We start from the raw sequence: 25962 nt of genomic DNA on the forward strand, positions 1-25962 counted from the left end.
CGGCGTTGTCCTGGATCAGGCACTGATCCTGGCTTGCGCGGCCAGGCGGTTGATCGCCCGGTCCAGCTCGTCCAGCGCCTGGGCGGCGTTGGGATCCTGCTGCTTGAGCAGGGTTTCGCTGCGCTGGCAGGCGGCGCGCAGTTGCGGCACGCCGCAGTACCGGGTGGCGCCGTGCAGGCGGTGCACCCGTTCGAGCAAGGCGTTCTGGTCGTTGCCGTCGCGGGCCGTGCGAATCGCTTCCCGGTCGGCCTCAAGCGAGGCCAGCAGCATCGCCAGCATGTCCGCCGCCAGATCCGCCTTGCCGGCGGCCAGGCGCAGGCCTTCCTCGTGATCGAGCACCGGCAGATCCTGAGGGCCGGCCACGCCGTCGGCGGCGCGCTCCTGCACCGGATTGCGCAGCGCCAGCCCGGTCCACTTCAGCACCACCTGGGCCAGTTGCCGTTCGCTGATCGGCTTGGTCAGGTAGTCGTCCATGCCGCTTTGCAGCAAGGCGCGTTTTTCGTTGGCCATGGCGTGGGCGGTGAGGGCGACGATCGGCAGCGGCGTGCAGTGCCGTTCGCTTTCCCACTGACGGATGGTTTCGGTGCTCTGGCGGCCGTCCATGCCCGGCATCTGCACGTCCATCAGCACCAGGTCGAACGCTTCGCTCTGCACGGCGTTGACCGCCGCGTAGCCGCTTTCCACGGCCAGCACCTTGGCGCCCATGTCTTCGAGCAGCGTCTGCACCAGCAGCAGGTTGGCCGGGTTGTCGTCGACGCACAGCACTTTCGGTGCACGGCTGGACAGCGGCTCGCCCGGCTCGCTGCGGGTCTGGCGCGGCAGCACCAGGTCCGACAGCGCCCGCCGCAGTTTGCGCGTGCAGGCCGGTTTGGCCTGAAGCTGGCTGTGGGGGTTGGGCACCGAGAGGTGGAACAGGGTCTGTTCGGTGGTCGGGCACAGCACCAGCACTTTGCAGCCCAGGTGTTCGAGATCCCAGATGTGCTGGTTCAGCCGTTCCGGAAGCATGTCGTTGCTGGTGATGCCGAGCACCGCCAGGTCGATGGCCTGCTCGGTCTGGTGGGCGCCGGTGACGCCGTTGGTCAGGCTCTCCAGGGTGTTGAACGGGGTGACGTCCAGGCCGCAGTCCTCCAGTTGGTGCTGCAGCGCCTGGCGGGCCAGTTCGTGGTTCTCCAGCACCGCCACCCGGCGCCCGAGCAATGGCGCGGCCGGCAGGTCGTCGGTGTCGTCGCGGGTCTTGGGCAGGCTCAGGCTGATCCAGAACTCCGAGCCTTCGCCAGGCGTGCTGTCCACGCCGATCTCGCCGCCCATCTGCTCGATCAGGCGCTTGGAGATCACCAGCCCCAGGCCGGTGCCGCCCGGCTGGCGCGACAGCGAGTTGTCCGCCTGGCTGAAGGCCTGGAACAGGGCGCGCACGTCCTGGGCCGAGAGGCCGATGCCGGTGTCCTGGATGCTGATGCGCAGCTGCACGCTGTCCTCGTGCTCTTCTTCGAGCATCGCCCGGGCGACGATGGTGCCTTCGCGGGTGAACTTGATCGCGTTGCTGACCAGGTTGGTGAGGATCTGCTTGAGCCGCAGCGGATCGCCGACCAGCGACAGCGGCGTGTCGCGGTAGACCAGGCTGACCAGCTCCAGCTGTTTGGCGTGGGCGGCCGGGGCCAGTATGGTCAGGGTGTCCTGCAGCAGGTCGCGCAGGTTGAACGGAATGTGGTCGAGCACCAGCTTGCCGGCCTCGATCTTGGAGAAGTCGAGGATCTCGTTGATGATCCCCAGCAGGCTGTCGGCGGACTTCTCGATGGTCCCCAGGTAGTCGAGCTGGCGCGGGGTGAGCTCGCTTTTCTGCAGCAGGTGGGTGAAGCCGAGGATGCCGTTGAGCGGCGTGCGGATCTCGTGGCTCATGTTGGCCAGGAACTCGGATTTGATCCGGCTCGCCTCCAGGGCTTCCTTGCGCGCCAGGTCCAGTTCGATGTTCTGGATCTCGATGGTTTCGAGGTTCTGGCGCACGTCTTCGGTGGCCTGGTCGACGCTGTGCTGCAGTTCTTCCCGGGCGTTCTGCAAGGTGCCGGCCATGCGGTTGATGCCGGAGGCCAGCTCGTCGAGTTCCTGGCTGCCGAGGGGCGGCAGGCGGGTTTCCAGGTGGCCGTCCTTGAGCTGCGCGACGGCTTGCTTGATCTGGCTCAGCGGCCGGTTGATGGTGCGCCCCATGCGCACGGCCAACAGCGCCGCGCCGGCCAGGCCTGCGCCGATCAGCAGCAGGCTGGCGAACAGGCTGCGGTAGCCGCGCAGCAGCATGCCGTTGTGCGACAGTTCCAGTTCGACCCAGCCGAGCAGGCGGTCGGACTCTTCGGGGATCAGTTCGCCGGCCAGGTTGCGGTGCTTGCCGAACACCGGCAGCAGGTAGCGGGTCGCATCGTTGCCGCTGCGCCGCAGCAGTTGCAGGCTGTCGCCGCTGGGGGCCTGGTTGAGCATGGTCGGGCCGGCGTGGGCCAGGGGCGAGCGGTCCGGCGCCAGGAAGGTCACGGCGCGCACGTCGGACTGCTCCAGGGACTGGGTGGCGATGCGTTCGAGCAGTTCGCTGTCGCCGTGGCCCATGGCCGGCGCCACCAGCGGCGCCAGTTGCTCGGCGATCATTTCGCCGCGCTGCATCAGTTGGGCCTGCAGGTCGACTTGCTGCGTCCAGGTGAAGTAGCCGCCCAGCACCAGCGCCATCAGGCTGGTGGGCAACAGGGTCAGCAACAGCACGCGACCTTTGATTCCCAGTTTCTTGAGCACGCCCATCTCCCGCATCCCGCTGATCCGTTGACTCTCGCGTGCGTCCGGCACGCGGCTTTGGCGCAGTGTAGCGATTTGCTCGCGGGCAATCTTGGGAAAAATGCCGCCGCCGTCCATCGGCCGCAGCCGCGACGTCCGTCTGCCGGATCAGGCTCGGGTTGCCCGGCGCCCGGCAATCTTGAATAATCCGCCAACTGAGAATTATTTGCAGATAGTCATGACTCCTGTCTCTGTTGGCCAGCCCCGCATCCTTTCCATCGAAGACGATCCTGTGCTCGGTGCCTATGTCCACGAGCACCTGGGCCGCAGCGGCTTTCAGGTGACCTGGTGCCGCAACGGCCAGGAGGGCCTCGATGTCGCCCGGCACCAGCCGTTCGACGTGGTGCTGATGGACATCCTGCTGCCGGGGCTGGACGGGCTCGATGTGCTCACGCAACTGCGCCAGAGCCACTCCACGCCGGTGCTGCTGATGTCCGCCCTGGGCGCCGAAGCCGACCGCATCAGCGGCTTTCGCCTCGGCGCCGACGACTACCTGCCCAAGCCGTTCAGCATGGCCGAGCTGCATGTGCGCATCGAGGCGATCCTGCGGCGCGTCGCGCTCGACCGGCGTCCGGCGCCGTTGGCCGAACCCGTCGCGGCGGGCGCGCTGCGTTTCGACGATGAACAGTGCGATGTGTCCTACCAAGGCCGGCCCGCCGGCCTGACCCGCAGCGAGTACCGCCTGCTGGAGACCCTCGACCGCAACCCCGAAGAGGTGCTGAGCAAGGCCTTCCTCTATCAGCACGTGCTGCAGCGCGGCTACGCGCCCCACGACCGCAGCCTCGACATGCACATCAGCCAGATCCGCCGCAAACTCAAGGCCGTCGGCTACGGCGAGCGCGAAGTGCGCACGGTGTGGGGCAAGGGCTACGTATTGAGCGCACCCGATGAAACCGTCTGAGCTGCCGGGGCGGCACTCGCTGTTCTGGAAACTTGCCTGCCTGCTGGTGGCGTTCTGTCTGCTGATGATCTGGCTGAGCTGGTCCTGGGGCCGCTACATGGAGCAGCGCAATCAGTTCCTGTCCGACGAGGCCCGGGGCACGTTGGCCCGTTATGCGGCCGAGGCCGAGCAGGCCTGGCGGGCAGGGCGGCAGGAGGGCGTCGACGCCTGGCTGCGGACCATGCACTGGCGCGAGGCGGGTTGGGTCGGAGTGATCGGCGGCCACCTGCAATCGTTGGGCAGCCAGCCGTTGAGCGAGGCCGAGACCCTGCGCCTGACCTTCCTGCGCGGGCCTGACTGGCCGATCCACAAAAAGGGCCTGCCGTGGCTGCGGGTGCCGTTCCCCGAGAACCCCTCCGCCGGCAGCCTGGTGATCGAGCTGCCCGAGCGCTTCCTGCCGGGGCGCTACAAGACGTTCTGGCGGGTCATCACCAACGGGGTGATCCCCGGCCTGTTCACGCTGCTGCTGTGCGTCGGCCTGTACCGCCTGCTGGTGATGCCGCTGAACAACCTGCGCGAACAGGCCAACGCCTGGCGCGCCGACCAACTGAATGTGCGGCTGTCGAGCGGCATCACCGAGCGTCCCGACGAACTCGGCGAACTGGCCCGGGCCTTCGACTCGATGGCCGAGCGCCTGCAATCGACCGTCGCGCTGCAGCAGCAACTGTTGCGCGACCTGTCCCACGAACTGCGCACGCCATTGAGCCGCCTGCGGGTGGCCAGCGAAGGCGAGCAGGCGCTGTTGCCGTTGCGCGAACGGATCGGGCGCGAGGTCGACATCATGCAGCGGCTGGTGGAAGACACCCTCCAGCTGGCCTGGCTCGACACCGAGCGCACGCCGCTGCCCGACGAGGCGATCCAGATCCAGGCCCTGTGGGAAATGCTGACCGACAACGCCTGCTACGAAAGCGGCTGGCCGAGCCTGCAGCTGCAGTGCACGGTGGAGGCCTCCTGCTGGGTGCGCGGCCACCTCAACACCTTGGCCCAGGCGCTGGAAAACATTCTGCGCAACGCCATCCGCCATTCGCCGCCGGGCGGCGTGGTGCGGCTCGGCGGGCGGCGCGACGGCGATTGCTGGCACCTGTGGCTGGAGGATCAGGGGGGCGGCGTGGCCGAGGCGGACCTGGAGCGGATCTTCTCGCCGTTCATCCGGCTCGACGGCTCGCGGCCCGGCGACGGCGGGTTCGGCCTGGGCCTGAGCATCGCGCGCAATGCGGTGCAGCGTCAGGGCGGCAGGCTGTGGGCCGAGAACGGCGCAGACGGCTTGCGGCTGAACCTGCGGTTGAAGGCGCACGACGCCGCCTGCGAGGCGGTGCAGGGCCGGCCTGCGCCGGCGGCGGACGGGCTGCAGCCGCAGATCAGCTGACGGCCCCACGGTTTCTTCACTTATTCCCATAAGCCATAAGCACCATACTTTGCGTGATATGGCCGGCGCGGGTTTGCCGGTATGATAGGCGCCCCCGCTGTCCGGATTGCGAAAAACGCCATGACCTTGCAGTACCCAACCATCGCCGATTGCGTCGGCAACACGCCGCTGGTGCGTTTGCAGCGCCTGCCCGGCGCCACCAGCAACACCCTCTTGCTCAAGCTGGAAGGCAACAACCCGGCGGGTTCGGTCAAGGATCGTCCGGCGTTGTCGATGATCACCCGCGCCGAGCTGCGCGGGCAGATCCGTCCCGGCGACACGCTCATCGAGGCGACCTCGGGCAACACCGGGATCGCCCTGGCGATGGCCGCTGCGATCAAGGGCTACAAGATGATCCTGATCATGCCGGACAACTCCACCGCCGAGCGCAAGGCGGCGATGACCGCCTACGGCGCCGAGCTGATCCTGGTCACCCAGGAAGAGGGCATGGAAGGCGCCCGCGACCTGGCCCAGCGGATGGAGGCCGAAGGCCGCGGCAAGGTGCTCGACCAGTTCGCCAACGGCGACAACCCCGAAGCCCACTACGCCACCACCGGCCCGGAGATCTGGCGCCAGACCCAGGGCACCATCACCCATTTCGTCAGTTCCATGGGCACCACCGGCACCATCATGGGCGTGTCGCGCTACCTCAAGGAACAGAACGACAACGTGCAGATCATCGGCCTGCAACCGATGGAAGGCTCGGCCATTCCCGGCATCCGCCGCTGGCCGCAGGAATACCTGCCGAAGATCTACCAGGCCGACCGCGTCGACCGCATCGTCGACATGGCGCAGAGCGAAGCCGAAGATGTCACCCGTCGCCTGGCCCGCGAAGAAGGCATCTTCTGCGGCGTGTCCTCGGGCGGTGCGGTGGCGGCGATGCTGCGCTTGTCCAAGGAAGTCGAGAACGCGGTGATCGTCGCGATCATCTGCGACCGCGGCGACCGCTACCTGTCGACCGGCCTGTTCGACGCGCCCAACTGATGGCCAAGCAAGCAAGAGGCCTGCGCTTCCAGCCCACCGGCGGCAGCAAGGCCCCGCAACTCCCGACCGGCAAGAAGCAGCGCCTGAGCATCGAGCGCCTGGCCAATGACGGTCGCGGCATCGCGTTCTTCGAAGGCCGCACCTGGTTCGTCCTCGGCGCCCTCGCAGGCGAGGAGGTCGAGGCGCGGGTGCTCGGCGCCCACGGCAAAGTGGTCGAGGCCCGCGCCGAGCGCGTGCTCAAGGCCAGCGAACTGCGCCGTCCGGCCCTTTGCCCGCACGCGGGCCGCTGCGGCGGCTGCAGCGTGCAGCACCTGCCCCACGCTGAACAGCTTGCCCTGAAACAGCGCATGCTGGCCGAGCAGCTGTCGCGGGTCGCCGGCGTCGAACCGCAAGAATGGGCCGCGCCGTTGACCGGCCCCGAATTCGGCTACCGGCGCCGCGCCCGGGTGGCGGTGCGCTGGGACGCCAAGGCGAAGCGGCTGGACGTGGGCTTTCGCGCCGCCGGCAGCCAGGACATTGTCGCGATCGACGAGTGCCCGGTGCTGGTACAGCCCTTGCAGCCGATCATGAGCCGGCTGCCGGACATGCTCCGCCGCTTGGGCAAGCCTCAGGCGCTGGGGCATGTGGAACTGTTCAGCGGCTCGTCGCTGGCGGTGCTGCTGCGGCACACGGCGCCGCTGTCGGATGCGGACCTGACGATCCTCAAGGATTTCTGCGCGTTCCACGGGGCGCAGCTGTGGCTGCACGGCGAAGGCGAGCCGCAGCCGGCGGACCCTAGGCAGTCGCTGGGCTACCGCCTGGAGACGTGGGGGCTGGAGCTGGCCTGGCGTCCGGGCGACTTCATCCAGGTCAACGCCGGCGTCAACGAGGCGATGGTCGCCCAGGCGTTGGAGTGGCTCAAGCCCACGGGCGATGAGCGTGTGCTCGACCTGTTCTGCGGCCTGGGCAACTTCGCCTTGCCGTTGGCCAAGGCCGTGCGTGAGGTGGTGGCGGTCGAAGGCGTGCAGACGATGGTCGACCGTGCGGCGGAGAACGCCGCCAGCAACAATTTGCATAACACAAAGTTTTTTCAGGCCGATTTATCCCAGCCTTTGACCGATGCCGAATGGATCGGAAACGGCTTTTCTGCGGTACTCTTGGACCCACCCCGTGACGGTGCTTTCGAGGTGGTGCGCAAGCTGGCGACCCTGGGTGCCCAACGGCTGGTGTACGTGTCGTGCAACCCTGCAACTCTGGCGCGCGACACGGTCGAATTGATCAAGCAGGGCTACCGGTTAAAACGTGCCGGGATTCTCGATATGTTTCCTCAGACGGCGCATGTCGAGGCCATGGCGTTATTTGAAGCGGGCTAGGATGGCCCGTCTGATCCGTCTGGTCCGCCCGGACAGCGCTCGTCCCAGCCCCGCGAGCGCGAACGGGCAATGAAGGTCAGCGATTTGACGCATTGAATCTGCGTCGTAGGGAAGGTAAAGCAAGATGGTACAGGTGAGAGCACACCAGCCGATCAACACCGACGGCAGTATCAATCTCGAGGCTTGGCTCGATCATGCGGTCAGCGTCGATCTGGCGCTGGATCGCGAAGCCTTGAAGGAGGCCTGCGAATACGCCCGTCAGGCCGAGCAGCAATCCAAAGCGGCGAACAATCTGTGGGCCGAGGGCAGCGGCAGCTTCAGCACCGGTCTTGAGATCGCCGAGATCCTGGCCGACCTCAAGCTCGACCAGGATTCCCTGGTGGCCGCCGTGCTGTACCGCGGCGTGCGCGAAGGCCAGATCGAGCTCGCGGCGGTCAGCCAGCGGTTCGGCCCGGTGGTCGCCAAGCTGATCGACGGCGTGCAGCGCATGGCGGCGATCAGCGCCAGCCTCAGCCCCCGTCAGTCCATGGTGCTGGGCACCCAGGGCCAGGTCGAGAACCTGCGCAAGATGCTGGTGGCCATGGTCGACGACGTGCGCGTCGCGCTGATCAAGCTGGCCGAGCGCACCTGCGCGATCCGGGCGGTGAAGACCGCCGACGACGAGAAGCGCAACCGGGTCGCCCGGGAGGTGTTCGACATCTATGCGCCGCTGGCGCACAGGCTCGGCATCGGCCACATCAAGTGGGAGCTGGAGGACCTGTCCTTCCGCTACCTGGAGCCTGACCAGTACAAGCAGATCGCCAAGCTGCTGCACGAGCGGCGGCTCGACCGCGAACGCTTCATCAGCGACGTGATGACCCAGCTCAAGAACGAACTGCAGGCCACCGGCGTCGAGGCCGACATCAGCGGCCGGGCCAAGCACATCTATTCGATCTGGCGAAAGATGCAGCGCAAGGGCCTGGAGTTCAGCCAGATCTACGACGTGCGCGCCGTGCGCGTGCTGGTGCCGGAGATGCGCGACTGCTACACCGCGCTCGGCATCGTCCACACCCTGTGGCGGCACATCCCCAAAGAGTTCGACGACTACATCGCCAACCCGAAGGAGAACGGCTACCGCTCGCTGCACACCGCCGTGATCGGCCCGGAAGGCAAGGTGCTGGAGGTGCAGATCCGTACCCACGCCATGCACGAGGAGGCCGAACTCGGCGTCTGCGCGCACTGGCGCTACAAGGGCACCGACGTCAAGTCCGGCTCCAACCACTACGAAGAGAAGATCTCCTGGCTGCGTCAGGTGCTCGAGTGGCATGAAGAGCTGGGCGACATCGGCGGACTGGCCGAACAGCTGCGGGTCGACATCGAGCCGGACCGGGTCTACATCTTCACCCCGGACGGCCATGCCATCGACCTGCCCAAGGGCGCGACGCCGCTGGACTTCGCCTACCGCGTGCACACCGAGATCGGCCACAACTGCCGCGGCGCCAAGATCAACGGGCGGATCGTGCCGCTCAACTACAGCCTGCAGACCGGCGAGCAGGTCGAGATCATCACCAGCAAGCACGGCACCCCGAGCCGCGACTGGCTGAACCCGAACCTGGGGTACGTCACCACGTCCCGGGCGCGGGCCAAGATCGTCCACTGGTTCAAGCTGCAGGCCCGGGACCAGAACGTCGCGGCGGGCAAGACCCTGCTCGAGCGCGAGCTCAACCGCCTCGGCCTGCCGGCGGTGGACTTCGACAAGCTGGCCGACAAGGCCAACATGAAGACCGCCGAAGACCTGTTCGCCGCCCTCGGTGCCGGCGACCTGCGCCTGGCGCAGCTGGTCAACCTGGCGCAGCAGCTGGTCGAGCCGGAGCGCGGCAACGAGCAGCTGGAGCTGATCCCGCGCAAGGCCGCCGGCTACAAGCCGGGCAAGCGCGGCGACATCCAGATCCAGGGCGTCGGCAACCTGATGACGCAGATGGCCGGCTGCTGCCAGCCGTTGCCGGGCGACGCGATCGTCGGCTACATCACCCAGGGCCGCGGCGTGAGCATCCACCGCCAGGACTGCGCCTCGGTGCTGCAACTGGCCGGCCGCGAGCCGGAGCGCATCATCCAGGTCAGCTGGGGCCCGGTGCCGGTGCTCACCTACCCGGTGGACATCGTCATCCGCGCCTACGACCGTTCCGGGCTGCTGCGTGACGTCTCGCAAGTGCTGCTCAACGAGCGCATCAACGTGCTGGCGGTCAACACCCGCTCGAACAAGGAGGACAACACCGCGCTGATGTCCCTGACCATCGAGATCCCGGGGCTGGACGCGCTGGGGCGGTTGCTGGGGCGGATTTCCCAGTTGCCGAACATCATCGAGACGCGGCGCAACCGCACGCCTTGAGGAGCAACGGCGCAAGCGGGCTTGTCCGCTTGCGCAGGGTTTTGTGGTGAGACAGACATGACGTACAGCCTGGAAGACCTGCTGCACCTGATGAACCGTCTGCGGGATCCGCAGTACGGCTGCCCGTGGGACATCAAGCAGACCTACTCCACCATCGTCCCGCACACCCTGGAAGAGGCCTACGAGGTCGCCGACGCCATCGAGCGCGGCGATTTCGATCACTTGCAGGGCGAGTTGGGCGATCTGCTGTTCCAGGTGGTGTATTACAGCCAGTTGGCCCGGGAGGAGGGTCGGTTCGAGTTCGCCGGCGTGGTGGACAGCATCACCCGCAAGCTGGTGCGCCGTCACCCGCACGTGTTTCCCACCGGCGACCTGTATGCGCCGCTGGACGTGCCGCGGCTGAACGAAGAGCAGGTCAAGGAGCGTTGGGAAGAGATCAAGGCCGAAGAGCGCGCCGAGAAATCCGCCGAGCCGCAGCAACTGTCGCTGCTCGACGACGTGCCCGCCGCGCTGCCGGCCTTGTCGCGCTCGGCCAAGCTGCAGAAGCGCGCCGGGCAGGTCGGTTTCGACTGGCCGGACGCTTTGCCGGTGCTGGACAAGGTACGCGAGGAGCTCGACGAGGTGCTTGAGGCCATGTCGGAAAACGACCCGGCGGCGGTGGCCGACGAGATCGGCGATCTGCTGTTTTCGGTGGTCAACCTGGCCCGGCACCTGAAGGTCGATCCGGAAACCGCGCTGCGCGGCGCCAACGGCAAGTTCGAGCGGCGTTTCCGTTTTATCGAACAGGCATTGCGCGACACCCGTCGTCCCATGGAAGATTGCACCCTCGAAGAGTTGGACGCCTTGTGGGGCGAAGCCAAACGACAGGAAAAGAATGCGCCCGGCTGCGGCTGAGCAATTTGCCCAAGTGAGTAAGCACCATGAGTATTTCCCTTCGCGACCAGTTGCTCAAGGCAGGGCTGGTCAACCAAAAGCAGGTCAAGCAAGTCAGCAAGGACAAGCAAAAGCAGCAACGCCTGGCCCACAAGGGGCAAATCGAGCTGGACGACTCGCAGCAGCGCGCGGCCCAGGAGGCCCAGGCCGAGAAGGTCAAGCGCGACCAGGAGCTGAACCGCCAGCAGCAGGAAAAGGCCGAGGCCAAGGCCCGCGCCGCGCAGATCAAGCAATTGATCGAGGTGTCGCGCCTGCCGAAGCTGAACACCGAGGACTACTACAACTTCGTCGATGACAAGAAGGTCAAGCGCCTTTCGGTCAACACGCTGATGCGCAACAAGCTCAGCAGCGGTTCGCTGGCGATCGTGCACCACGCCGGCGGCTACGAAGTGATCCCGCGCGAGGCCGCCCTGAAGATCCAGGAGCGCGATCCGCAGCGCATCGTGCAGATGAACGAGAAGACCGAAGAGGTCACGGACGAGGACGATCCGTACGCGGCCTATCAGATCCCTGACGATCTGATGTGGTAAGCGTCCGACACGCATAACGACGAACCCCGCTCATGGCGGGGTTCGTCGTTATGGATGCTGTGTCGCTTGCCGCTCAGCCCTGTTCGCGCTGGCGCTCCAGCAGCTCCAGCTCGGCCTTGTAGCTGTGGGCGTCGGCCTCGTTGTGGAACATCCCCACCAGCAAGTCCTGTTGATGCACGTCCCAGATCCGTACGCCGGCGGCCACGCCTTCATGGGACATGTGTGAATCGTCGCGTTCAGTCACTTTTACAGTCATCTGCTAGCTCCAATCTCTGTTATCTGCAGCAAGGCATGTGCAGGACTCTTTTATAGAGTTTGTTAGCTTGCTAAGTAAACGTTCGATTTCTGCAATGTATCCTTGCGGATTTCGCAACAGTGCTGGAGCCCGCGTGATACGCGACATTCAGTCGCAGGGCGGGAAGTTGCATGACAGATGTTTCATGTTGGCGGGGCGTTGCGCACCCCTTTGCGCAAGCCGTTGTGCCTTGGCGGGCGTCCGGCGGCGAGGTTTCTCCAGGCGAAAAAAAAACGCCCCGAACCGGTCGGGGCGTTTTTCATGTGCGGCTCAGCAGCGTGAAATCACTTGCCGGTCCAGCGCTTCAGCACCAGGGTGGCGTTGGTGCCGCCGAAGCCGAAGCTGTTGCTCATCACGGTGTCGATCTTGGCGTTCTCGCGGGTCTGGGTCAGCACCGGCAGGTCGGCCACTTCCGGATCCAGCTCGTCGATGTTGGCGGAGCCGGCGATGAAGTTGCCTTCCATCATCAGCATGCAGTAGATCGCTTCGTGAACGCCGGCGGCGCCCAGGGAGTGACCCGACAGGCTCTTGGTGGAGCTGATGGCCGGCGCCTTGTCACCGAAGACTTCGCGCACGCCTTTCATTTCCGCGACGTCGCCGACCGGGGTTGAGGTGCCGTGGGTGTTCAGGTAGTCGATCGGGGTGTCGACGGTGGACAGCGCCTGCTGCATGCAGCGGATCGCGCCTTCGCCGCTCGGGGCGACCATGTCGTAGCCGTCGGAGGTCGCGCCGTAGCCGACGATTTCCGCGTAGATCTTCGCGCCGCGGGCCAGAGCGTGCTCCAGCTCCTCGACCACCACCATGCCGCCGCCGCCGGCGATGACGAAACCGTCACGGTCGGCGTCGTAGGCGCGGGAGGCCTTTTCCGGGGTGTCGTTGCGCTTGCTGGACAGGGCGCCCATGGCGTCGAACAGGAACGACTGGCTCCAGTGCTCTTCTTCGCCGCCGCCGGCGAAGACGATGTCCTGCTTGCCCATCTGGATCTGTTCCATCGCGGTGCCGATGCAGTGGGCGCTGGTGGCGCAGGCGGAGGCGATGGAGTAGTTCAGGCCCTTGATCTTGAACGGTGTGGCCAGGCAGGCCGACACGGTGCTGCTCATGGTGCGGGTCACGCGGTACGGGCCGACGCGCTTGACGCCTTTCTCGCGCAGGATGTCCAGCGCTTCCATCTGGTTCAGGGTGGAGGCGCCGCCGGAGCCGGCGATCAGGCCGGTGCGCGGGTTGGACACCTGCTCTTCGGTCAGGCCGGAGTCCTTGATCGCGTCAGCCATCGCCAGGTAGGCGTAGGCGGCTGCGTGACCGACGAAACGGTAGACCTTGCGGTCGATCAGTTCTTCGAGGTTGAGGTCGATGGAGCCGGAAACCTGGCTACGCAGACCCATTTCGGCGTATTCCGGGTTGAACCGGATGCCAGGGCGGCTTGCACGCAGGTTGGCGGAGACGGTCTCTTTGTCATTGCCCAGGCAAGAAACGATGCCCAGACCAGTGATAACGACGCGGCGCATGCGGATAACCCTTAGAAGTTGTCAGTGGAGGTGAACACGCCGACCCGTAGGCCTTCGGCGGTGTAGATTTCGCGACCGTCGACGCTGACCGAACCATCGGCGATGGCCATGTTCAGCTTGCCCTTGAGGACGCGCTTGATATGAATGTTGTAGGTGACTTTGCTGGCGGTCGGCAGCACCTGGCCGAAGAACTTCACTTCGCCCGAACCCAGCGCACGGCCGCGGCCCGGCAGGCCTTGCCAGCCCAGGAAGAAGCCGACCAGTTGCCACATGGCGTCCAGGCCCAGGCAGCCCGGCATCACCGGATCGCCTTCGAAATGGCAGGCGAAGAACCACAGGTCCGGGGTGATGTCCAGCTCGGCGACCAATTCACCTTTGCCGTACTTGCCGCCTTCTTCGCAGATGTGGGTGATGCGATCCACCATCAGCATGTTCGGGGCGGGCAGTTGCGCGTTACCTGGGCCGAACAGCTCACCGCGACTGCAGCGCAGCAGGTCTTCCCGGGTAAAGGCGTTTTGTTTGGTCATGCGAGCTCCTCAATAGTCCCATGCGGCAGGTGGGGCGTTCTTCCCGGCCGACCGAAGCGTTCATGCCTCGATCCGGCAGCCTACTCATAGACTATTGCGTTGTAGTGAAAGTCACAGCACCAAGGACATGAATGTACACTTGTGCACTGAAATTTTTATTCAAGCCCCTTTTGAGGCCCGTTCGGGAGCCTAAGACTGCCGCACTTTCGCTTTCCACGCCAGTCGCAGATGCTTGAAAGGCTGTCCCTTACTGCACCCAGCGCTGCATGATCTGCTGCAAATCGTTGCGTTTGAACGGCTTGGCCAGATAGTCGTTCATCCCCGCCGACAGGCAGTTTTCCCGGTCGCCCTGCAAGGCGTTGGCGGTCAGCGCGATGATCGGCACATCGTTGCAGGCGGGCAGGCGGCGGATCTGGCGCGTCGCCTCGTAGCCGTCGATGACCGGCAGCCGGCAGTCCATCAGGATAGCTTCGAATCGCTGCCCGTCGGCGCAGCGCACCGCTTGCGCGCCGTCGGTGGCGATGCTGACGGCAAAGCCCAGGCTGCGCAGCATCGCTTCGATCACGGTCTGGTTGACCGGGTTGTCCTCCACCAGCAGCACCTTGCGCCCTTCGCCGTGGCCGTCGCCGGCCAAGAGGCGTGGCGCCGCCAGTGTCGGCAACGCCTGCTTATATATAGCCAAGGGGATTTCCAGGGTAAACACCGAACCGCGGCCTTCTTCGCTCTGCGCCCGCAGGGTGCCGCCCATCCGTTCGGCGAGGGTGCGGGCGATCGGCAGGCCCAGCCCCGTCCCGCCGTAGCGTCGGGAGATCGAACTGTCGGCCTGCTGGAACGCGTTGAACATCAGTTCCAGGCTTTGCGCAGAGATGCCGATGCCGCTGTCGCGCACCGAGCAGGTGAACCAGAGCAGTTCGTGGTCCAGCGACTGCCACTGCGCTTCGATGCCGACCTGGCCCTGTTCGGTGAACTTCAGCGCGTTGCCCACCAGGTTGACCAGAATCTGCCGGATCCGCGTCGGATCGCCTTGCACCTGCAGATCGCGCATGTCGTCCGGGATCCGCAACTGCAGGCTCAAGCCGCGCTGCAGGGCGCTGTGCTGGAACGACTGGGCGCAGGCGGCGATCAGGTCGGCCAGGTTGAAGGGGATGTGCTCCAGTTCCAGCTCCGAACGCTCGATGCGCGAGAAGTCCAGGATGTCGTTGATGACCTTGAGCAAGTGCTCGGTGGACTCGGACGCCAGGGCGGCGTACTCGATCTGCTCTTCGGTCATCTCGGTGGTCTCAAGCAACTGCAGCATGCCGAGGACGCCGTTCATGGGCGTGCGCAGTTCATGGCTCATCATCGCCAGGAAGTCCGATTTGGCGTTGTTGGCCTTTTCCGCCTCTTCGCGGGTCTGGATCAGTTGCGCCATGGCCTGCTGCTGTTCGCGGCTGGCCTGTTCCAGGGCCTGGGCCAGGTTGTTGATGTGCTGCGACAGGGCGCCCAGTTCGGTGTCGTCGACGATCGGCAGCGGCGTCTTGAAGTCGCCGTCCTGGATGGCCCGCACCGCATGGCCGATGTCGCGGATCGGCTGGGACAGGCTGCCGGCCAGCCGCCGTGCCAGGACGAAGGTGAACAGCAGGGCGAACAGCGCGAGGATGCCGGCCTTGAGCAGGATTTCCTGCTGGCGCTGGCTGAAGGCGTCGCTGGACAGGCCGACGATCACCCGGCCCAGGTAATCCTCGCCGGTGCCGTTCCTGGCCGGACGGCTGTCCTGGAAAAAGTCGTTGTGCAGGGCGATCCGCTGCAGCCTGACCGGCGCCTGGAACACCTCGACCTGATGCGGGCGGTTGTGGGCGTTCGCCGCTTGCTCGACGTAGGCCAGCACTCGGTTGCCGCTGTCCTGCACCTCCAGGAAACGTACGTTGGGCGTAGCCAGGGTGGCTTTGAGCAGGCTCTCCAGCACTTCGTTGTTGCCGGAGATCACCCCGTATTCGGTGGCCGGCGCCAGTTGGTTGGCGATCAGTTGGCCGGTGCGGGTGAGCTCCTGGCGCAGATCCTGGATGCGCACGAAGGTGAAGAAGGTGATCAGGAGCAAAGTCAGCAACAGCGCAGGGCCCAGGCTGATCAGTTGGGTGCGGGTGTTGATGTCCCAGCGGCGGCGGAAAATCATGGGCGGCGCTCTCCTTCGGCCAAATCCTTGGCCACAGACACTTCATCGGGCAGTTCGATACCTAAGGAACGAGCCACCTGGGCATTGCTTGAGACCTTGAAACGATCGGGGTAGAGCGTGCGCGGCCAGTTGGCCGGCGGACGGTCGAGCAAGGCGTCGAGAATGGCCAGCCAGTCGCTCTGGTCGCTGTAGCTGCTGGCCAGGCTGCCGGCGCGCACGAACGCGACGTTGGGGCCGATCAGCGCCAGTTGTCGGGAATAACTGCTGAGCAGCAGGTTTTTCGCGGTCTTGGGGTTGTACAGGTCAGGGTCGTCGAGCCCCAGCAGCACGTCGCTGTTTTTCAGCAGGGCCTGCAACGGGCGGCTGTCGCGGGTGTTGTCCCAGCGCTCGCCGACGATTTCCAGATCCAGCGACCGGGCCGCCAGGTGCAGCTCCTGCAAAAGAAACTCGCTGTGCCGGTCGAACAGCACGCCGACCCGGCGGGCCTGGGGCAGGAGCCGGCGGATCAGCTGCAGTTGGCGGCCGGGCATCGGGTCGCTCCACAGCAGGCTCAGGTGCGACGGCGGCTGGGCGTTGCCGAAGCGTTGCTGCGCTTGCAGGCGGCTGATGCGCAGCACCAGGGTGGCCGGCCCCGGGGTCTCTTGCAGGCGCCAGTCCAGGCTCGGCAGATCCAGCAGGATCAGGCGCAGGCTGGCCGGCAGCTTGCCCGGGGCCGGCAGGCTGGCCAACGGCTGGAAGCGTACGCGGTCGGTGGGGCGCAGCTCGCTCAGGGCCTGGACGAAGGACTGCACCCCCGGGCTTTCCTCGGCGCCAGTCAACAGGATGTCCGCCGCCTGCACGGCCACGCCGTGCAGCCACGCTGTCAGGAACAGGCAGAGCCCGGCCAGCCAGTGGCCGACGCCCGGCATCTTCCGTGACAGGGGCAGACGCATCTTAAAACTCCAGCTCCGCGCTGAGGTACATCACGCGGCGGTCGTCGTAGTTGTTGTCGACGAACGTGGTCGGCTCATGGTCCAGACGCTGCTGCACCACGCCGGCCAATTGCAGCTGGGCCTTGCCCAGGGGGATGCGTTTGGCGATGCGCGTGTTCACCCGCTCGAAGCGGTAACCGTTGAGCGCGTTGTCGCCGTAGTAGAAGAGGGCGCTGCTCCAGCCCCGGCCCCAGTCGCGCAGCCAGCCGGCGGAACCGCTGTTGCGCGCGGTGAACTGTTGGTCCTGGGGGTTGCTGGCCTGCGCGTCGACGAAGGCATAGGTCAGGCGCAACCGGTCGGCGGCGCTCAGGCGCCAGTCCGCCTGGGTTTCGGTGCCGCGGAAGCGGGCGCTGTTGGCGTTGCTGGCGATGAACTGATTGTTGCGCAGCGGCTCGCTGATCATGCCGGTGATTTCGTCGTAGAACAGTTTCACGTCCAGGGCCAGGCCCAGGTCGGCGAAAAAGCCGTTGTAGCCCAGTTCCCGCGAACGCATGCGTTCCTGGTCGAGGTCGCCGGGGCCGCGGGTCTTGACGAAGTAGCGGGCCGAGGACTGACCGTAGGCGTAGGGCCGCAGCCCCGAGACCTGATAGCTCCAGTTGACGTTGTTCTCGAACATGCCCGGCGAACGGATCGCCTCCGAATACACCGCGCGCAGGCCGTGGCGCGGATTGATCAGGTAATTGACCGCGAACCTGGGCGTCAGCGAACTGCCCACCAGCCGGGTGTCTTCGAACATCGCACCGCCCTGCAGCAGCCAATGTTCGCTGGCGCGCCACTCCAACTGGCCGAACGTGCGCCAGGTGGTGTCGTCCAGCGTGCCGTTGAAATAGGTTTCGGACTCGGCCCGGTCGTAACGGTAGTTCATGCCGCTGACCAGGCGCAGGCTGTCGGACAGGCTGAGGGTGTCCTGCAGTTCTAGGTCATAGCGCGACTCGCGGATGCTCTGGTCGATGTCGCCGCACACGGTGCGGCTGGCGCCGTTGCGCCACTGGTCCAGCACCTGGTTGGCCAGCGCCATCTCGGCCGGCGTGCCGGGCGGTGCGCCGGGGCCGGTGAAGCGGTTCATGTTGCGCGCCAGCAGTTCGGTGTAGTTGGGGTTGAGTTTCCACAGCTCGGTCAGTTGCGGACTGAACGACACTTCGGCGTCGCAGGCGCGCCAGGTCTGCTGCCGGTCCCAGTGCTGCGCCGAACCCTGCACATACAGGCTGTGGTCGGGATTGACGTCGAGGTTCCAGCGCACCGAGCCGGCGTAGTCCTTGGCGATCACGTCGGAATTGTTGCCGGCCGCGGTGATGCCGTAGAACACCGGCCGGTAGGTGTAGGGGCGCTGGTTGGTGCCGTCCTTCGCGTTGATCTGCCAATCCAGGCTCTGATCGTCGCTGAGCGTGTGGCTGACCGCCAGGCTGAAGCGGTCCAGGCGTCGGCTGTCGCGGTAGTCGGCGCCGGTGCGGTCTTCATCGAAGCCGTCGTCCTGCTGGCCGGACAGCGACAGGCGCAGGTTGCCGCCGTTCCAGCCGGTGCCTTGGCTGGCGTAGTAGTCGTTGATGCCGCGCTGGCCGCGGCTGATCTTGACGCGCGTGCCGTGGCTGTCCGCCGGGTTGCGCGTGATGATGTTGACCACCGCCATCAGCGCATTGGCGCCGTAGCTGACGGTGTTGGGGCCGCGGAACACCTCGATGCGCTCCACGTCTTCCATGGCCACCGGGATGTCGCTCCAGTCCACCGTGGCCAGGCCGGCGCGGTACACCGAACGGCCGTCGATCAGCACCTGCATGCGCCGTGCCTGGGTGGCGTTGGTGCCGTGGTAGTTGACGGCGGCCTGGTTGCCGCTGATGTCGCCGACCATCATGCCCGGCACCAGGCGCAGCAGTTCGCTGATGTCCCGGGCGCCGCTGGCGTTGATCAGTTCGCTGTCGAGCACGGTCATGCTGCCGGGCACTTCGGCCGGCGACTGTTTCAGGCGGGTGGCGGTCAGGATCTGCGGCAGGGCCTCGCTGTCCAGAAAGAGGTCGTCCGCCAGCACGGCCGGGCTGAACAGCAGCGCCAGCAGCAGGGAGGAACGTGTGGAAGATGGGCCAAAAGACACGAGACAGCCTTGATAGCGAATAAGTGGCGCGCATGTTAACCGAGCGCAGTGACTTTTCCATTCACGATGCAGGCATTTTCCTCGGTTTTATTGGTCTTCTTCCTACATGCGGCGGTAATTGTTGCCGGGGCTGTCCCGGCGGGGGCCGCCCCGTATAATGCCGCCATCGCCACTGGTATGGATTGACGGATTACATATGACTGTACAGCGCCCGATCGCGGTCCTGGGAGGCGGAAGTTTCGGTACCGCCGTGGCCAATCTGTTGGCCGAGAACGGCCATCAAGTCCGGCAGTGGATGCGCGACCCCGAGCAGGCCGAGGCCATCCGGGTCAACCGCGAGAACCCGCGTTACCTCAAAGGCATCAAGATCCTGCCTCAGGTGACCCCCGTCACCGACCTGCAAGAGACCCTCGACGCCTGCGACCTGTGCTTTGTCGCGCTGCCTTCCAGCGCGCTGCGCACCGTGCTGGCCAGCCATGCCGAACGGCTGCGGGGCAAGATGCTGGTCAGCCTGACCAAGGGCATCGAAGCCCACACCTTCAAGCTGATGAGCCAGATCCTCGAAGAGATCGCCCCAGAGGCGCGCATCGGCGTGCTGTCCGGGCCGAACCTGGCGCGGGAGATCGCCGAGCATGCGTTGACCGCCACGGTGGTCGCCAGCGAGGACGAAGACCTGTGCCGCCAGGTGCAGGCCGCGCTGCACGGGCGCACCTTCCGCGTCTACGCCAGCGCCGACCGCTTCGGCGTGGAGTTGGGCGGGGCGCTGAAGAACGTCTACGCGATCATCGCCGGCATGGCGGTGGCGCTGGACATGGGCGAAAACACCAAGAGCATGCTGATCACCCGAGCCCTGGCCGAGATGACCCGGTTCGCGGTGAACCAGGGCGCCAACCCGATGACTTTCCTGGGGCTGGCCGGGGTGGGCGATCTGATCGTCACCTGTTCGTCGCCCAAGAGCCGCAACTACCAGGTCGGCTTCGCCCTGGGCCAAGGGCTGAGCCTGGACGAGGCGGTGTCGCGCCTGGGCGAGGTGGCCGAAGGGGTCAACACGCTCAAGGTGCTCAAGGCCAAGGCGCAGGAGGTCGGCGTGTACATGCCGCTGGTCGCCGGGCTGCATGCGATTCTGTTCGAAGGGCGCACGCTGGAGCAGGTCATCGGCCTGTTGATGCGCGGCGAGCCGAAGACCGATGTCGATTTCATTTCCACCAGTGGTTTCAACTGAGTCAGCAGGGGACGAGACATGAGCGATCCGAAAAACGAAGCGGGCTACGAATCCATTCTCCTGCGGGTACTGTGGATGATCGTGTACGCGCTGGTCTGGCAGGTGGCGCAGTTCATCCTCGGGGCCGTGGTGCTGGTGCAGTTGATCTATCGTTTGATCTACGGCGCCCCGAACGCCGGCCTGATGAACTTCGGCGACAGCCTGAGCCAGTTCCTGGCCCAGATCGGCCGTTTCGGCAGTTTCCACAGCGACCAGAAACCCTGGCCGTTCGCCGACTGGCCGACGCCGCGCACCCCGGAAGGCGAAGCGCCGCACACCGTTGCGCCGGCTGCGCACCCGGTTCGAGATGAGGAACCCAAGCTATGAAACTCTGGGTATTGCGTCACGGCGAGGCCGAGCCCTACGGCTCGCGCGCCGACTCCGAGCGGGAACTGACCGCCCATGGCCGCAAGGAAGTGCTGAGCAGCGCGGCCAGGCTGATGGGCCAGCCGCTGACGGCGATCTACGCCAGCCCCTATCTGCGGGCGCAGCAGACGGCGCAACTGGTGCGCGAGGCGCTCGGCTTCGAGCCGGAGATCCGCACGGTGGATTGGCTCATGCCGGAAACCGACCCGGACAAGGTCGCCGAGCAACTGGTGTCGGTCAGCAATGTCTTGCTGGTCAGCCACAACCCGCTGGTGGGGCACCTGTTGAGCTACCTGCAGCACGGCGCCGGCTATCCGCCGGAGAAGGTCAGCACCGCCGGGCTGGCCGAACTTGAGCACAGCGAACTGCTGATCGGCTCGATGACGCTCAACAGCCTCAAGCATCCTTGAGGCGCAGGCGCCTGCTCCCACTTTGGTTTTCGGCGGCCGCAGATTCTGTATGCACCCCGGATCCCTGTGGGAGCGGGCTTGCCCGCGATGGCGTCAGACGGCGCACCGCAGCACGGGATTGCCTTGAAATGATTTGTGCGAAATTTCCAACCAAGCACTTGCTTGGTTGACTACGCTTGCTCCTGACCCAAAACCAGGAGCGAGTCCCATGCCTGCCCCTTTCCGATTGCCGCTGGACGTGTTCTACGAACGCGAGGCCCGTCACCCCCGACAACGCTTCCTGGTGCAGCCCCTCGGCGGCGGGCAGGTCGAAACCCTGACCTGGGCCGACGTCGGCCATCAGGCCCGTTGTGCGGCGCACTGGCTGCGCGCCCGCGAACTGCCCCAGGGCAGCCACATCGCCCTGATCTCGAAGAACTGCGCGCACTGGATCATCGCCGATCTGGCGATCTGGATGGCCGGGCACGTGTCGGTGCCGCTCTATCCGAACCTCACCGCCGAGTCGGCCGGCCAGGTGCTGCGCCATTCGGACAGCGTGCTGGCGTTCATCGGCAAGCTGGACGACTGGCCGGCGATGTCGGCCGGCGTGCCAGAGGGCCTGCCGACCGTCAGCCTGCCGCTGCATCCTGGGGGCAGCTTCGACTTCAGCTGGGAAGACCTGCAGCGCAGCTCGCCGATCCAGGACGATCCGCGTCCCGACGCCGATCAACTGGCGACCATCATCTACACCTCCGGCACCACCGGCCTGCCCAAGGGCGTGATGCACAGCTTCGGCAACCTCGGTTTCGCCACCACCCGCGGCACGCAGCTGTTCGGCCTGGGCGAGCATGACCGGTTGCTGTCCTATCTGCCGCTGTGCCATGTCGCCGAGCGCATGTTCGTCGAACTGGCGGCGGTCTACACCGGCCAGACGGTGTTCTTCGCCGAAAGCCTCGACACCTTCCTAACCGACCTGCGACGGGCGCGGCCGACGGCGATGTTCGGCGTGCCGCGGATCTGGACCAAGTTCCAGATGGGGGTGTACGGCAAGATCCCGGCCAAGCGTCTCGATTTTCTGCTGGGGTTGCCCTTCATCGGCAAGCGGGTCGGCCACAAGGTGCTGGCCGGGCTGGGGCTGGACGCCCTGCGCGTGGCGCTGTCCGGCGCGGCGCCGGTGCCGCAGGCCTTGCTCGACTGGTATCAGAAGCTTGGCCTTGAGGTGCTGGAGGTCTACGGCATGACCGAAAGCTGCGGCTATTCGCACATCTGCCTGCCCGGCGAGTACCGGCAGGGCTGGATCGGCAAGCCGTGCCCGGACGTCGAGGTGCGCATCGACGCGTCCGGCGAAGTGCTGGTGCGCAGCCGGGCGAACATGCTCGGCTACTACAAGGATCCGCAGAAGACCGCCGAGACCCTGACCGACGACGGCTTCCTGCGCACCGGCGACAAGGGCGAGCAGGATGCCGAGGGGCGCCTGCGCCTGACCGGGCGGCTGAAGGAAATCTTCAAGACCAGCAAAGGCAAGTACGTGGCGCCGGCGCCCATCGAGAACCGCCTGGCGGTGCATTCGCGGATCGAGCAGGTGTGCGTGGTCGGGGACGGCCTGATCGCGCCGCTGGGGCTGTGCGTGCTGTCGCTCGCCGGCCGGGACGAGGGCCGCGCCGGGCTGCATTCGAGCCTGGAAAGGCTGCTGGAGGACGTCAACGCCGCACTCGACAAGCACGAGCGCCTGCATCGGCTGGTGGTGGTCAAGGACACGTGGGCGGTGGAGAACGGCTTCCTGACGCCGACCCTGAAGATCAAGCGCAACGTCATCGAGGACGCCTACGGGGCAAGCTTTGCTCAATGGAGCGAGCGCGGCGAGGCGGTGCTGTGGCAGGATTGAGCGACGAACAAAACAATAAAGGGAACCCTGCGATGAGCCTGTGGCGCACCACCCCGAACATCGAGCAGTTGAACGCGATCCAGAAAAACACCATCGGCGAAGTGCTGGACATCCGCTTCGAAGCCTTCGACGACGAGTCCCTGACCGCCAGCATGGTGATCGACCACCGCACGCACCAGCCCTATGGCTTGCTGCACGGCGGCGCCTCGGTGGTGCTGGCCGAGACCGTCGGCTCGATGGCCAGCTACCTGTGCATCGACGCCAGCAAATTCTATTGCGTGGGCCTGGAGATCAACGCCAACCACTTGCGCGGCCTGCGCAGCGGGCGGGTGACGGCGGTGGCCAAGGCCATTCACTTAGGGCGCACCACCCATGTCTGGGACATCCGCCTGACCAGCGACGAAGGCAAGGCCAGTTGCGTGTCGCGGCTGACCATGGCGGTGGTGCCGCTGGGCGAGCGACCGCCGGCGCGCTGAGTGACGATTGCGCCATAGCCATGACCGGACTGTCATCATTCCTGGCAGTTACGGTCATTGCTGCGCGGCGCGCTCTTGCGGACAATCGCCGCATGTTTTCCGCTCATGGATCTGCCGGTATGCCGCAACCGATTTTCTTCGCCCACGCCAACGGGTTCCCTTCGGGCACCTACGGCAAACTGTTCGCGGCGCTGGCGCCGGAATACCGGGTCGCGCATCTGGAGCAGCACGCCCATGACCCGCGTTTCCCGGCGGACGACAACTGGCACAACCTCGTGGACGAGCTGGTTCATCACCTGCGCCAGCAAGACGAACCGGTGTGGGGCGTCGGCCACTCCTTCGGCGGCATGCTGCACCTGCATGCCGCCCTGCGGTGCCCGGAGCTGTACCGCGGGGTGGTGATGCTCGACTCGCCGGTGCTGACCCGCACCGATCAGTGGGTGATCCGCGCCGCCAAGCGTTTCGGCTTCATCGACCGGCTGACCCCGGCAGGGCGCACCCTGGGCCGGCGCGAAGAGTTCGCCGACCTCGCCAGCGCCCGCAGCTACTTCGCCGGCAAGACCCTGTTCCGGGGCTTCGACCCGGAATGCTTCGATGCCTACCTGCAGCACGGCCTGCACAAGGTCGGCGACAAGCTGCGCCTGCGCTTCGACCCGGCCACCGAAATCAGCATCTACCGCAGCGTGCCGCACACCAGCCCCGGCCGCACCCGTCAGCTGAAAGTGCCGCTGGCGGTGGTGCGCGGGCACAAGAGCCGGGTGGTGATGAACCACCACACCCGTCACGTCGGGCGCCTGCCCCAGGGCGAGGCGCTGAGCATGCCCGGCGGCCACATGTTTCCCCTCGAACGCCCGCAGGACACGGCGCGGCTGCTCAAAGGGCTGTTCGAACGCTGGGACAGCCGCCAAAGCAAGGACTGCGCATGAGCCCGGCCGTCGAAGAGGTGCGCCTGAGCCTGCCGCACATCGAACTGGCGGCGCACCTGTTCGGCCCCGAAGACGGCCTGCCGGTGATCGCCCTGCATGGCTGGCTGGACAACGCCAACAGCTTCGCCCGCCTGGCGCCGATGCTCAAAGGCCTGCGCATCGTCGCCCTGGACATGGCCGGCCACGGGCATTCCGGGCACCGCCCGAACGGCGCCGGCTATGCGCTGTGGGACTACGCCCACGATGTGCTGCAAGTCGCCGAGCAATTGGGCTGGACGCGCTTCGGCCTGCTCGGGCATTCGCTGGGGGCCATCGTTTCGCTGGTGCTGGCCGGCTCGATGCCGGAGCGCATCAGCCACCTGGCGCTGATCGACGGGGTGATCCCGCCCACCGACAAGGGCGAAAACGCCGCCGAACGCATGGGCATGGCCCTCCAGGCGCAACTGGATCTGCGGGACAAGCGCAAACCGGTCTACGCCACCCTCGACCGCGCCATCGAAGCGCGCATGAAAGGCCTGGTGGCGGTCAGCCGCGAGGCCGCCGAACTGCTGGCGCAACGCGGGCTGATGCCGGTGCCGGGCGGCTACACCTGGCGCACCGACAATCGCCTGACCTTGCCGTCGCCGCTGCGCCTGACCCAGGAGCAGGCGCTGGCGTTCGTCCAGCGCATCACCTGCCCCGCGCAATTGGTGGTGGCGGCCGACGGCATGCTGGCCAAGCATCCGCAGCTGCTGGAGCGTCTACCCTTCAGTCGTGAACAGCTGCCCGGCGGGCACCACCTGCACCTGAACGACACGTCCGGCGCGGGGCTTGTCGCAGACTGTTTCAATCGGTTCTTCGCCATTCCTTGACTTGCGCCGGGCAACTGTCGAGGCTGGGCGGGTTGAAATGGGAGACGACCAAGATGGATTTCCACACCGCAACCCCGCACCGCCTCCAGGGCGCCCAGGCCATGCCGATCCGATGAGCCTGCGCATTCGATTCATCAGCCTGCTGGCGCTGGGCTGCTTCAGCGCCGCGGCGTCGGCCGCCGACCTGCCCGGCAGCCAGGATCTGCCGATCGTGCCGCGCCTGGCCGACGCCCAGATCGTCGATTACCGCGCGCCCGTCGAGATGGAACGCATCTACCCGTTGGGCGCCATCCGCAAGATCAGCGGCCAGTTGCGCTTCGACGGCCAGGTCGGTGCCCGCGGCCAGACCACCTCCGTCACCTATGAGCTGCCGCCGGAGCATTCCTCCACCGAAGCCTTCACCGTCGCCCGCGAGGCCCTGCAGAAGCAGGACGCCGAACTGCTGTTCTGGTGTCAGGCCCGGGATTGCGGCGAAAGCAGCCTGTGGGCCAACGAAGTGTTCGGCAACGCCAAGCTGTACGGCGCCGACGAGCAGCAGGCCTATCTGCTGCTGAGGCTGGCGGCGCCACGGGACAACACGCTGGTGGCGCTCTACGGCATCACGCGGGGCAACCGCAAGGCCTACCTGCACGTCGAGCAGTTCGAGTCCGGCGCGCCGCTCGGTGACCTGCTGCCGACCTCCGCGACCCTGCTGCGCCAGCTCAAGAGCACCGGCGAGCTGGATTTCCCGAAACTCTCCGGCGAGCCGGACGACACCTGGCTGCGCCTGCTGTCCCGTGGGCTGAACCTCGACACTACGCTGCGGGTGACGGTCGCAGGACCGAAGGCCGAGGCCTGGCGCCAGGCGCTGATCGGCTCCGGCGTGCGTGCGGCCCGAATGGAAACCGGCAGCGGGGATGGTTCCGGCCTGCGCATCGACCTGTTGCGCTAGGCACATCGGGCGGACACGGGC

General features: G+C 66.2%; 22 protein-coding genes. 15 read left to right on the forward strand and 7 right to left on the reverse strand.

Features of this window, described 5'->3' with window-relative positions:
- Nucleotides 1-15: 15 nt before the first annotated feature.
- Nucleotides 16-2769: a response regulator gene (locus CAG41_RS05650; RefSeq protein ID WP_085578292.1), complete on the reverse strand. Its 2754-nt coding sequence runs from the start codon at nt 2767-2769 to the stop codon at nt 16-18.
- A gap of 217 nt (nt 2770-2986) precedes the next feature.
- Here CAG41_RS05650 and CAG41_RS05655 point away from each other — a divergent pair, with 217 nt between their 5' ends.
- The 7 genes from CAG41_RS05655 (at nt 2987) to CAG41_RS05685 (ending at nt 11320) form a co-directional block, all read left to right on the forward strand.
- Nucleotides 2987-3709, forward strand: a complete 723-nt coding sequence (locus tag CAG41_RS05655) for a response regulator transcription factor (protein ID WP_085578181.1) — start codon at nt 2987-2989, stop codon at nt 3707-3709.
- Entirely contained in the window at nt 3696-5114 is a 1419-nt protein-coding gene (locus tag CAG41_RS05660) for a sensor histidine kinase (protein WP_085629645.1), read from the forward strand. Before CAG41_RS05655 ends, CAG41_RS05660 begins: the two co-directional genes overlap by 14 nt.
- 120 nt (nt 5115-5234) lie before the next feature.
- Nucleotides 5235-6137 (forward strand): cysteine synthase CysM, encoded by a 903-nt coding sequence (gene cysM, locus CAG41_RS05665; protein WP_170929933.1) that lies wholly within the window; start codon nt 5235-5237, stop codon nt 6135-6137.
- Nucleotides 6137-7489 (forward strand): 23S rRNA (uracil(1939)-C(5))-methyltransferase RlmD, encoded by a 1353-nt coding sequence (gene rlmD, locus CAG41_RS05670; RefSeq protein ID WP_085706771.1) that lies wholly within the window; start codon nt 6137-6139, stop codon nt 7487-7489. Before cysM ends, rlmD begins: the two co-directional genes overlap by 1 nt.
- 124 nt (nt 7490-7613) lie before the next feature.
- Complete coding sequence (gene relA, locus CAG41_RS05675; protein ID WP_085706772.1) at nt 7614-9857, forward strand: GTP diphosphokinase; 2244 nt, start codon at nt 7614-7616, stop codon at nt 9855-9857.
- Nucleotides 9858-9914: 57 nt separating this feature from the next.
- Nucleotides 9915-10751, forward strand: coding sequence for a nucleoside triphosphate pyrophosphohydrolase (gene mazG, locus CAG41_RS05680; protein WP_085629649.1), 837 nt, complete (start codon nt 9915-9917; stop codon nt 10749-10751).
- A 26-nt stretch (nt 10752-10777) separates the two neighbouring features.
- Complete coding sequence (locus CAG41_RS05685; protein WP_085578175.1) at nt 10778-11320, forward strand: DUF2058 domain-containing protein; 543 nt, start codon at nt 10778-10780, stop codon at nt 11318-11320.
- 73 nt (nt 11321-11393) lie between these two features.
- Here the strand turns inward: CAG41_RS05685 and CAG41_RS05690 are convergent, their stop codons facing one another.
- From CAG41_RS05690 to CAG41_RS05715, 6 genes are all read right to left on the reverse strand, one after another.
- Nucleotides 11394-11576, reverse strand: a complete 183-nt coding sequence (locus tag CAG41_RS05690) for a hypothetical protein (RefSeq protein ID WP_085578174.1) — start codon at nt 11574-11576, stop codon at nt 11394-11396.
- A gap of 323 nt (nt 11577-11899) precedes the next feature.
- Nucleotides 11900-13120: a beta-ketoacyl-ACP synthase I gene (gene fabB / locus CAG41_RS05695; RefSeq protein WP_085578173.1), complete on the reverse strand. Its 1221-nt coding sequence runs from the start codon at nt 13118-13120 to the stop codon at nt 11900-11902.
- An 11-nt stretch (nt 13121-13131) separates the two neighbouring features.
- Complete coding sequence (fabA, locus tag CAG41_RS05700; protein WP_085578172.1) at nt 13132-13647, reverse strand: 3-hydroxyacyl-[acyl-carrier-protein] dehydratase FabA; 516 nt, start codon at nt 13645-13647, stop codon at nt 13132-13134.
- A 247-nt stretch (nt 13648-13894) separates the two neighbouring features.
- Complete coding sequence (locus CAG41_RS05705; RefSeq protein WP_085629651.1) at nt 13895-15799, reverse strand: ATP-binding protein; 1905 nt, start codon at nt 15797-15799, stop codon at nt 13895-13897.
- The gene (locus CAG41_RS05710) at nt 15796-16731 is read right to left on the reverse strand and encodes an ABC transporter substrate-binding protein (protein WP_085578170.1); all 936 of its coding nucleotides are present in this window, start codon (nt 16729-16731) and stop codon (nt 15796-15798) included. Before CAG41_RS05710 ends, CAG41_RS05705 begins: the two co-directional genes overlap by 4 nt.
- Before the next feature lies 1 nt (nt 16732).
- Entirely contained in the window at nt 16733-18856 is a 2124-nt protein-coding gene (locus CAG41_RS05715) for a TonB-dependent siderophore receptor (RefSeq protein WP_085706773.1), read from the reverse strand.
- A gap of 196 nt (nt 18857-19052) precedes the next feature.
- Between CAG41_RS05715 and CAG41_RS05720 the strand changes: the two genes are divergently transcribed.
- The 8 genes from CAG41_RS05720 (at nt 19053) to CAG41_RS05755 (ending at nt 25941) form a co-directional block, all read left to right on the forward strand.
- On the forward strand, nt 19053-20078 hold the full coding sequence (locus CAG41_RS05720; RefSeq protein WP_085706774.1) for an NAD(P)H-dependent glycerol-3-phosphate dehydrogenase: 1026 nt from the start codon (nt 19053-19055) through the stop codon (nt 20076-20078).
- A gap of 18 nt (nt 20079-20096) precedes the next feature.
- Nucleotides 20097-20444 (forward strand): DUF4389 domain-containing protein, encoded by a 348-nt coding sequence (locus CAG41_RS05725; protein WP_085578167.1) that lies wholly within the window; start codon nt 20097-20099, stop codon nt 20442-20444.
- The gene (sixA, locus tag CAG41_RS05730) at nt 20441-20893 is read left to right on the forward strand and encodes a phosphohistidine phosphatase SixA (RefSeq protein ID WP_085578166.1); all 453 of its coding nucleotides are present in this window, start codon (nt 20441-20443) and stop codon (nt 20891-20893) included. Before CAG41_RS05725 ends, sixA begins: the two co-directional genes overlap by 4 nt.
- A gap of 208 nt (nt 20894-21101) precedes the next feature.
- Complete coding sequence (locus tag CAG41_RS05735) at nt 21102-22757, forward strand: AMP-binding protein (RefSeq protein WP_085578165.1); 1656 nt, start codon at nt 21102-21104, stop codon at nt 22755-22757.
- Between the two features lie 32 nt (nt 22758-22789).
- Nucleotides 22790-23233, forward strand: a complete 444-nt coding sequence (locus CAG41_RS05740) for a hotdog fold thioesterase (RefSeq protein WP_085629657.1) — start codon at nt 22790-22792, stop codon at nt 23231-23233.
- A gap of 119 nt (nt 23234-23352) precedes the next feature.
- On the forward strand, nt 23353-24159 hold the full coding sequence (locus CAG41_RS05745) for an alpha/beta fold hydrolase (protein ID WP_085578163.1): 807 nt from the start codon (nt 23353-23355) through the stop codon (nt 24157-24159).
- Entirely contained in the window at nt 24156-25010 is an 855-nt protein-coding gene (locus CAG41_RS05750) for an alpha/beta hydrolase (RefSeq protein ID WP_085706775.1), read from the forward strand. Before CAG41_RS05745 ends, CAG41_RS05750 begins: the two co-directional genes overlap by 4 nt.
- Nucleotides 25011-25134: 124 nt before the next feature.
- On the forward strand, nt 25135-25941 hold the full coding sequence (locus CAG41_RS05755) for a DUF4892 domain-containing protein (RefSeq protein ID WP_085578290.1): 807 nt from the start codon (nt 25135-25137) through the stop codon (nt 25939-25941).
- Nucleotides 25942-25962 lie beyond the last annotated feature (21 nt).

Origin of the sequence: Pseudomonas sp. B35(2017) (assembly GCF_002113645.1) — a bacterium.
GTDB classification, from domain to species: Bacteria; Pseudomonadota; Gammaproteobacteria; order Pseudomonadales; family Pseudomonadaceae; genus Aquipseudomonas; species Aquipseudomonas ekonensis.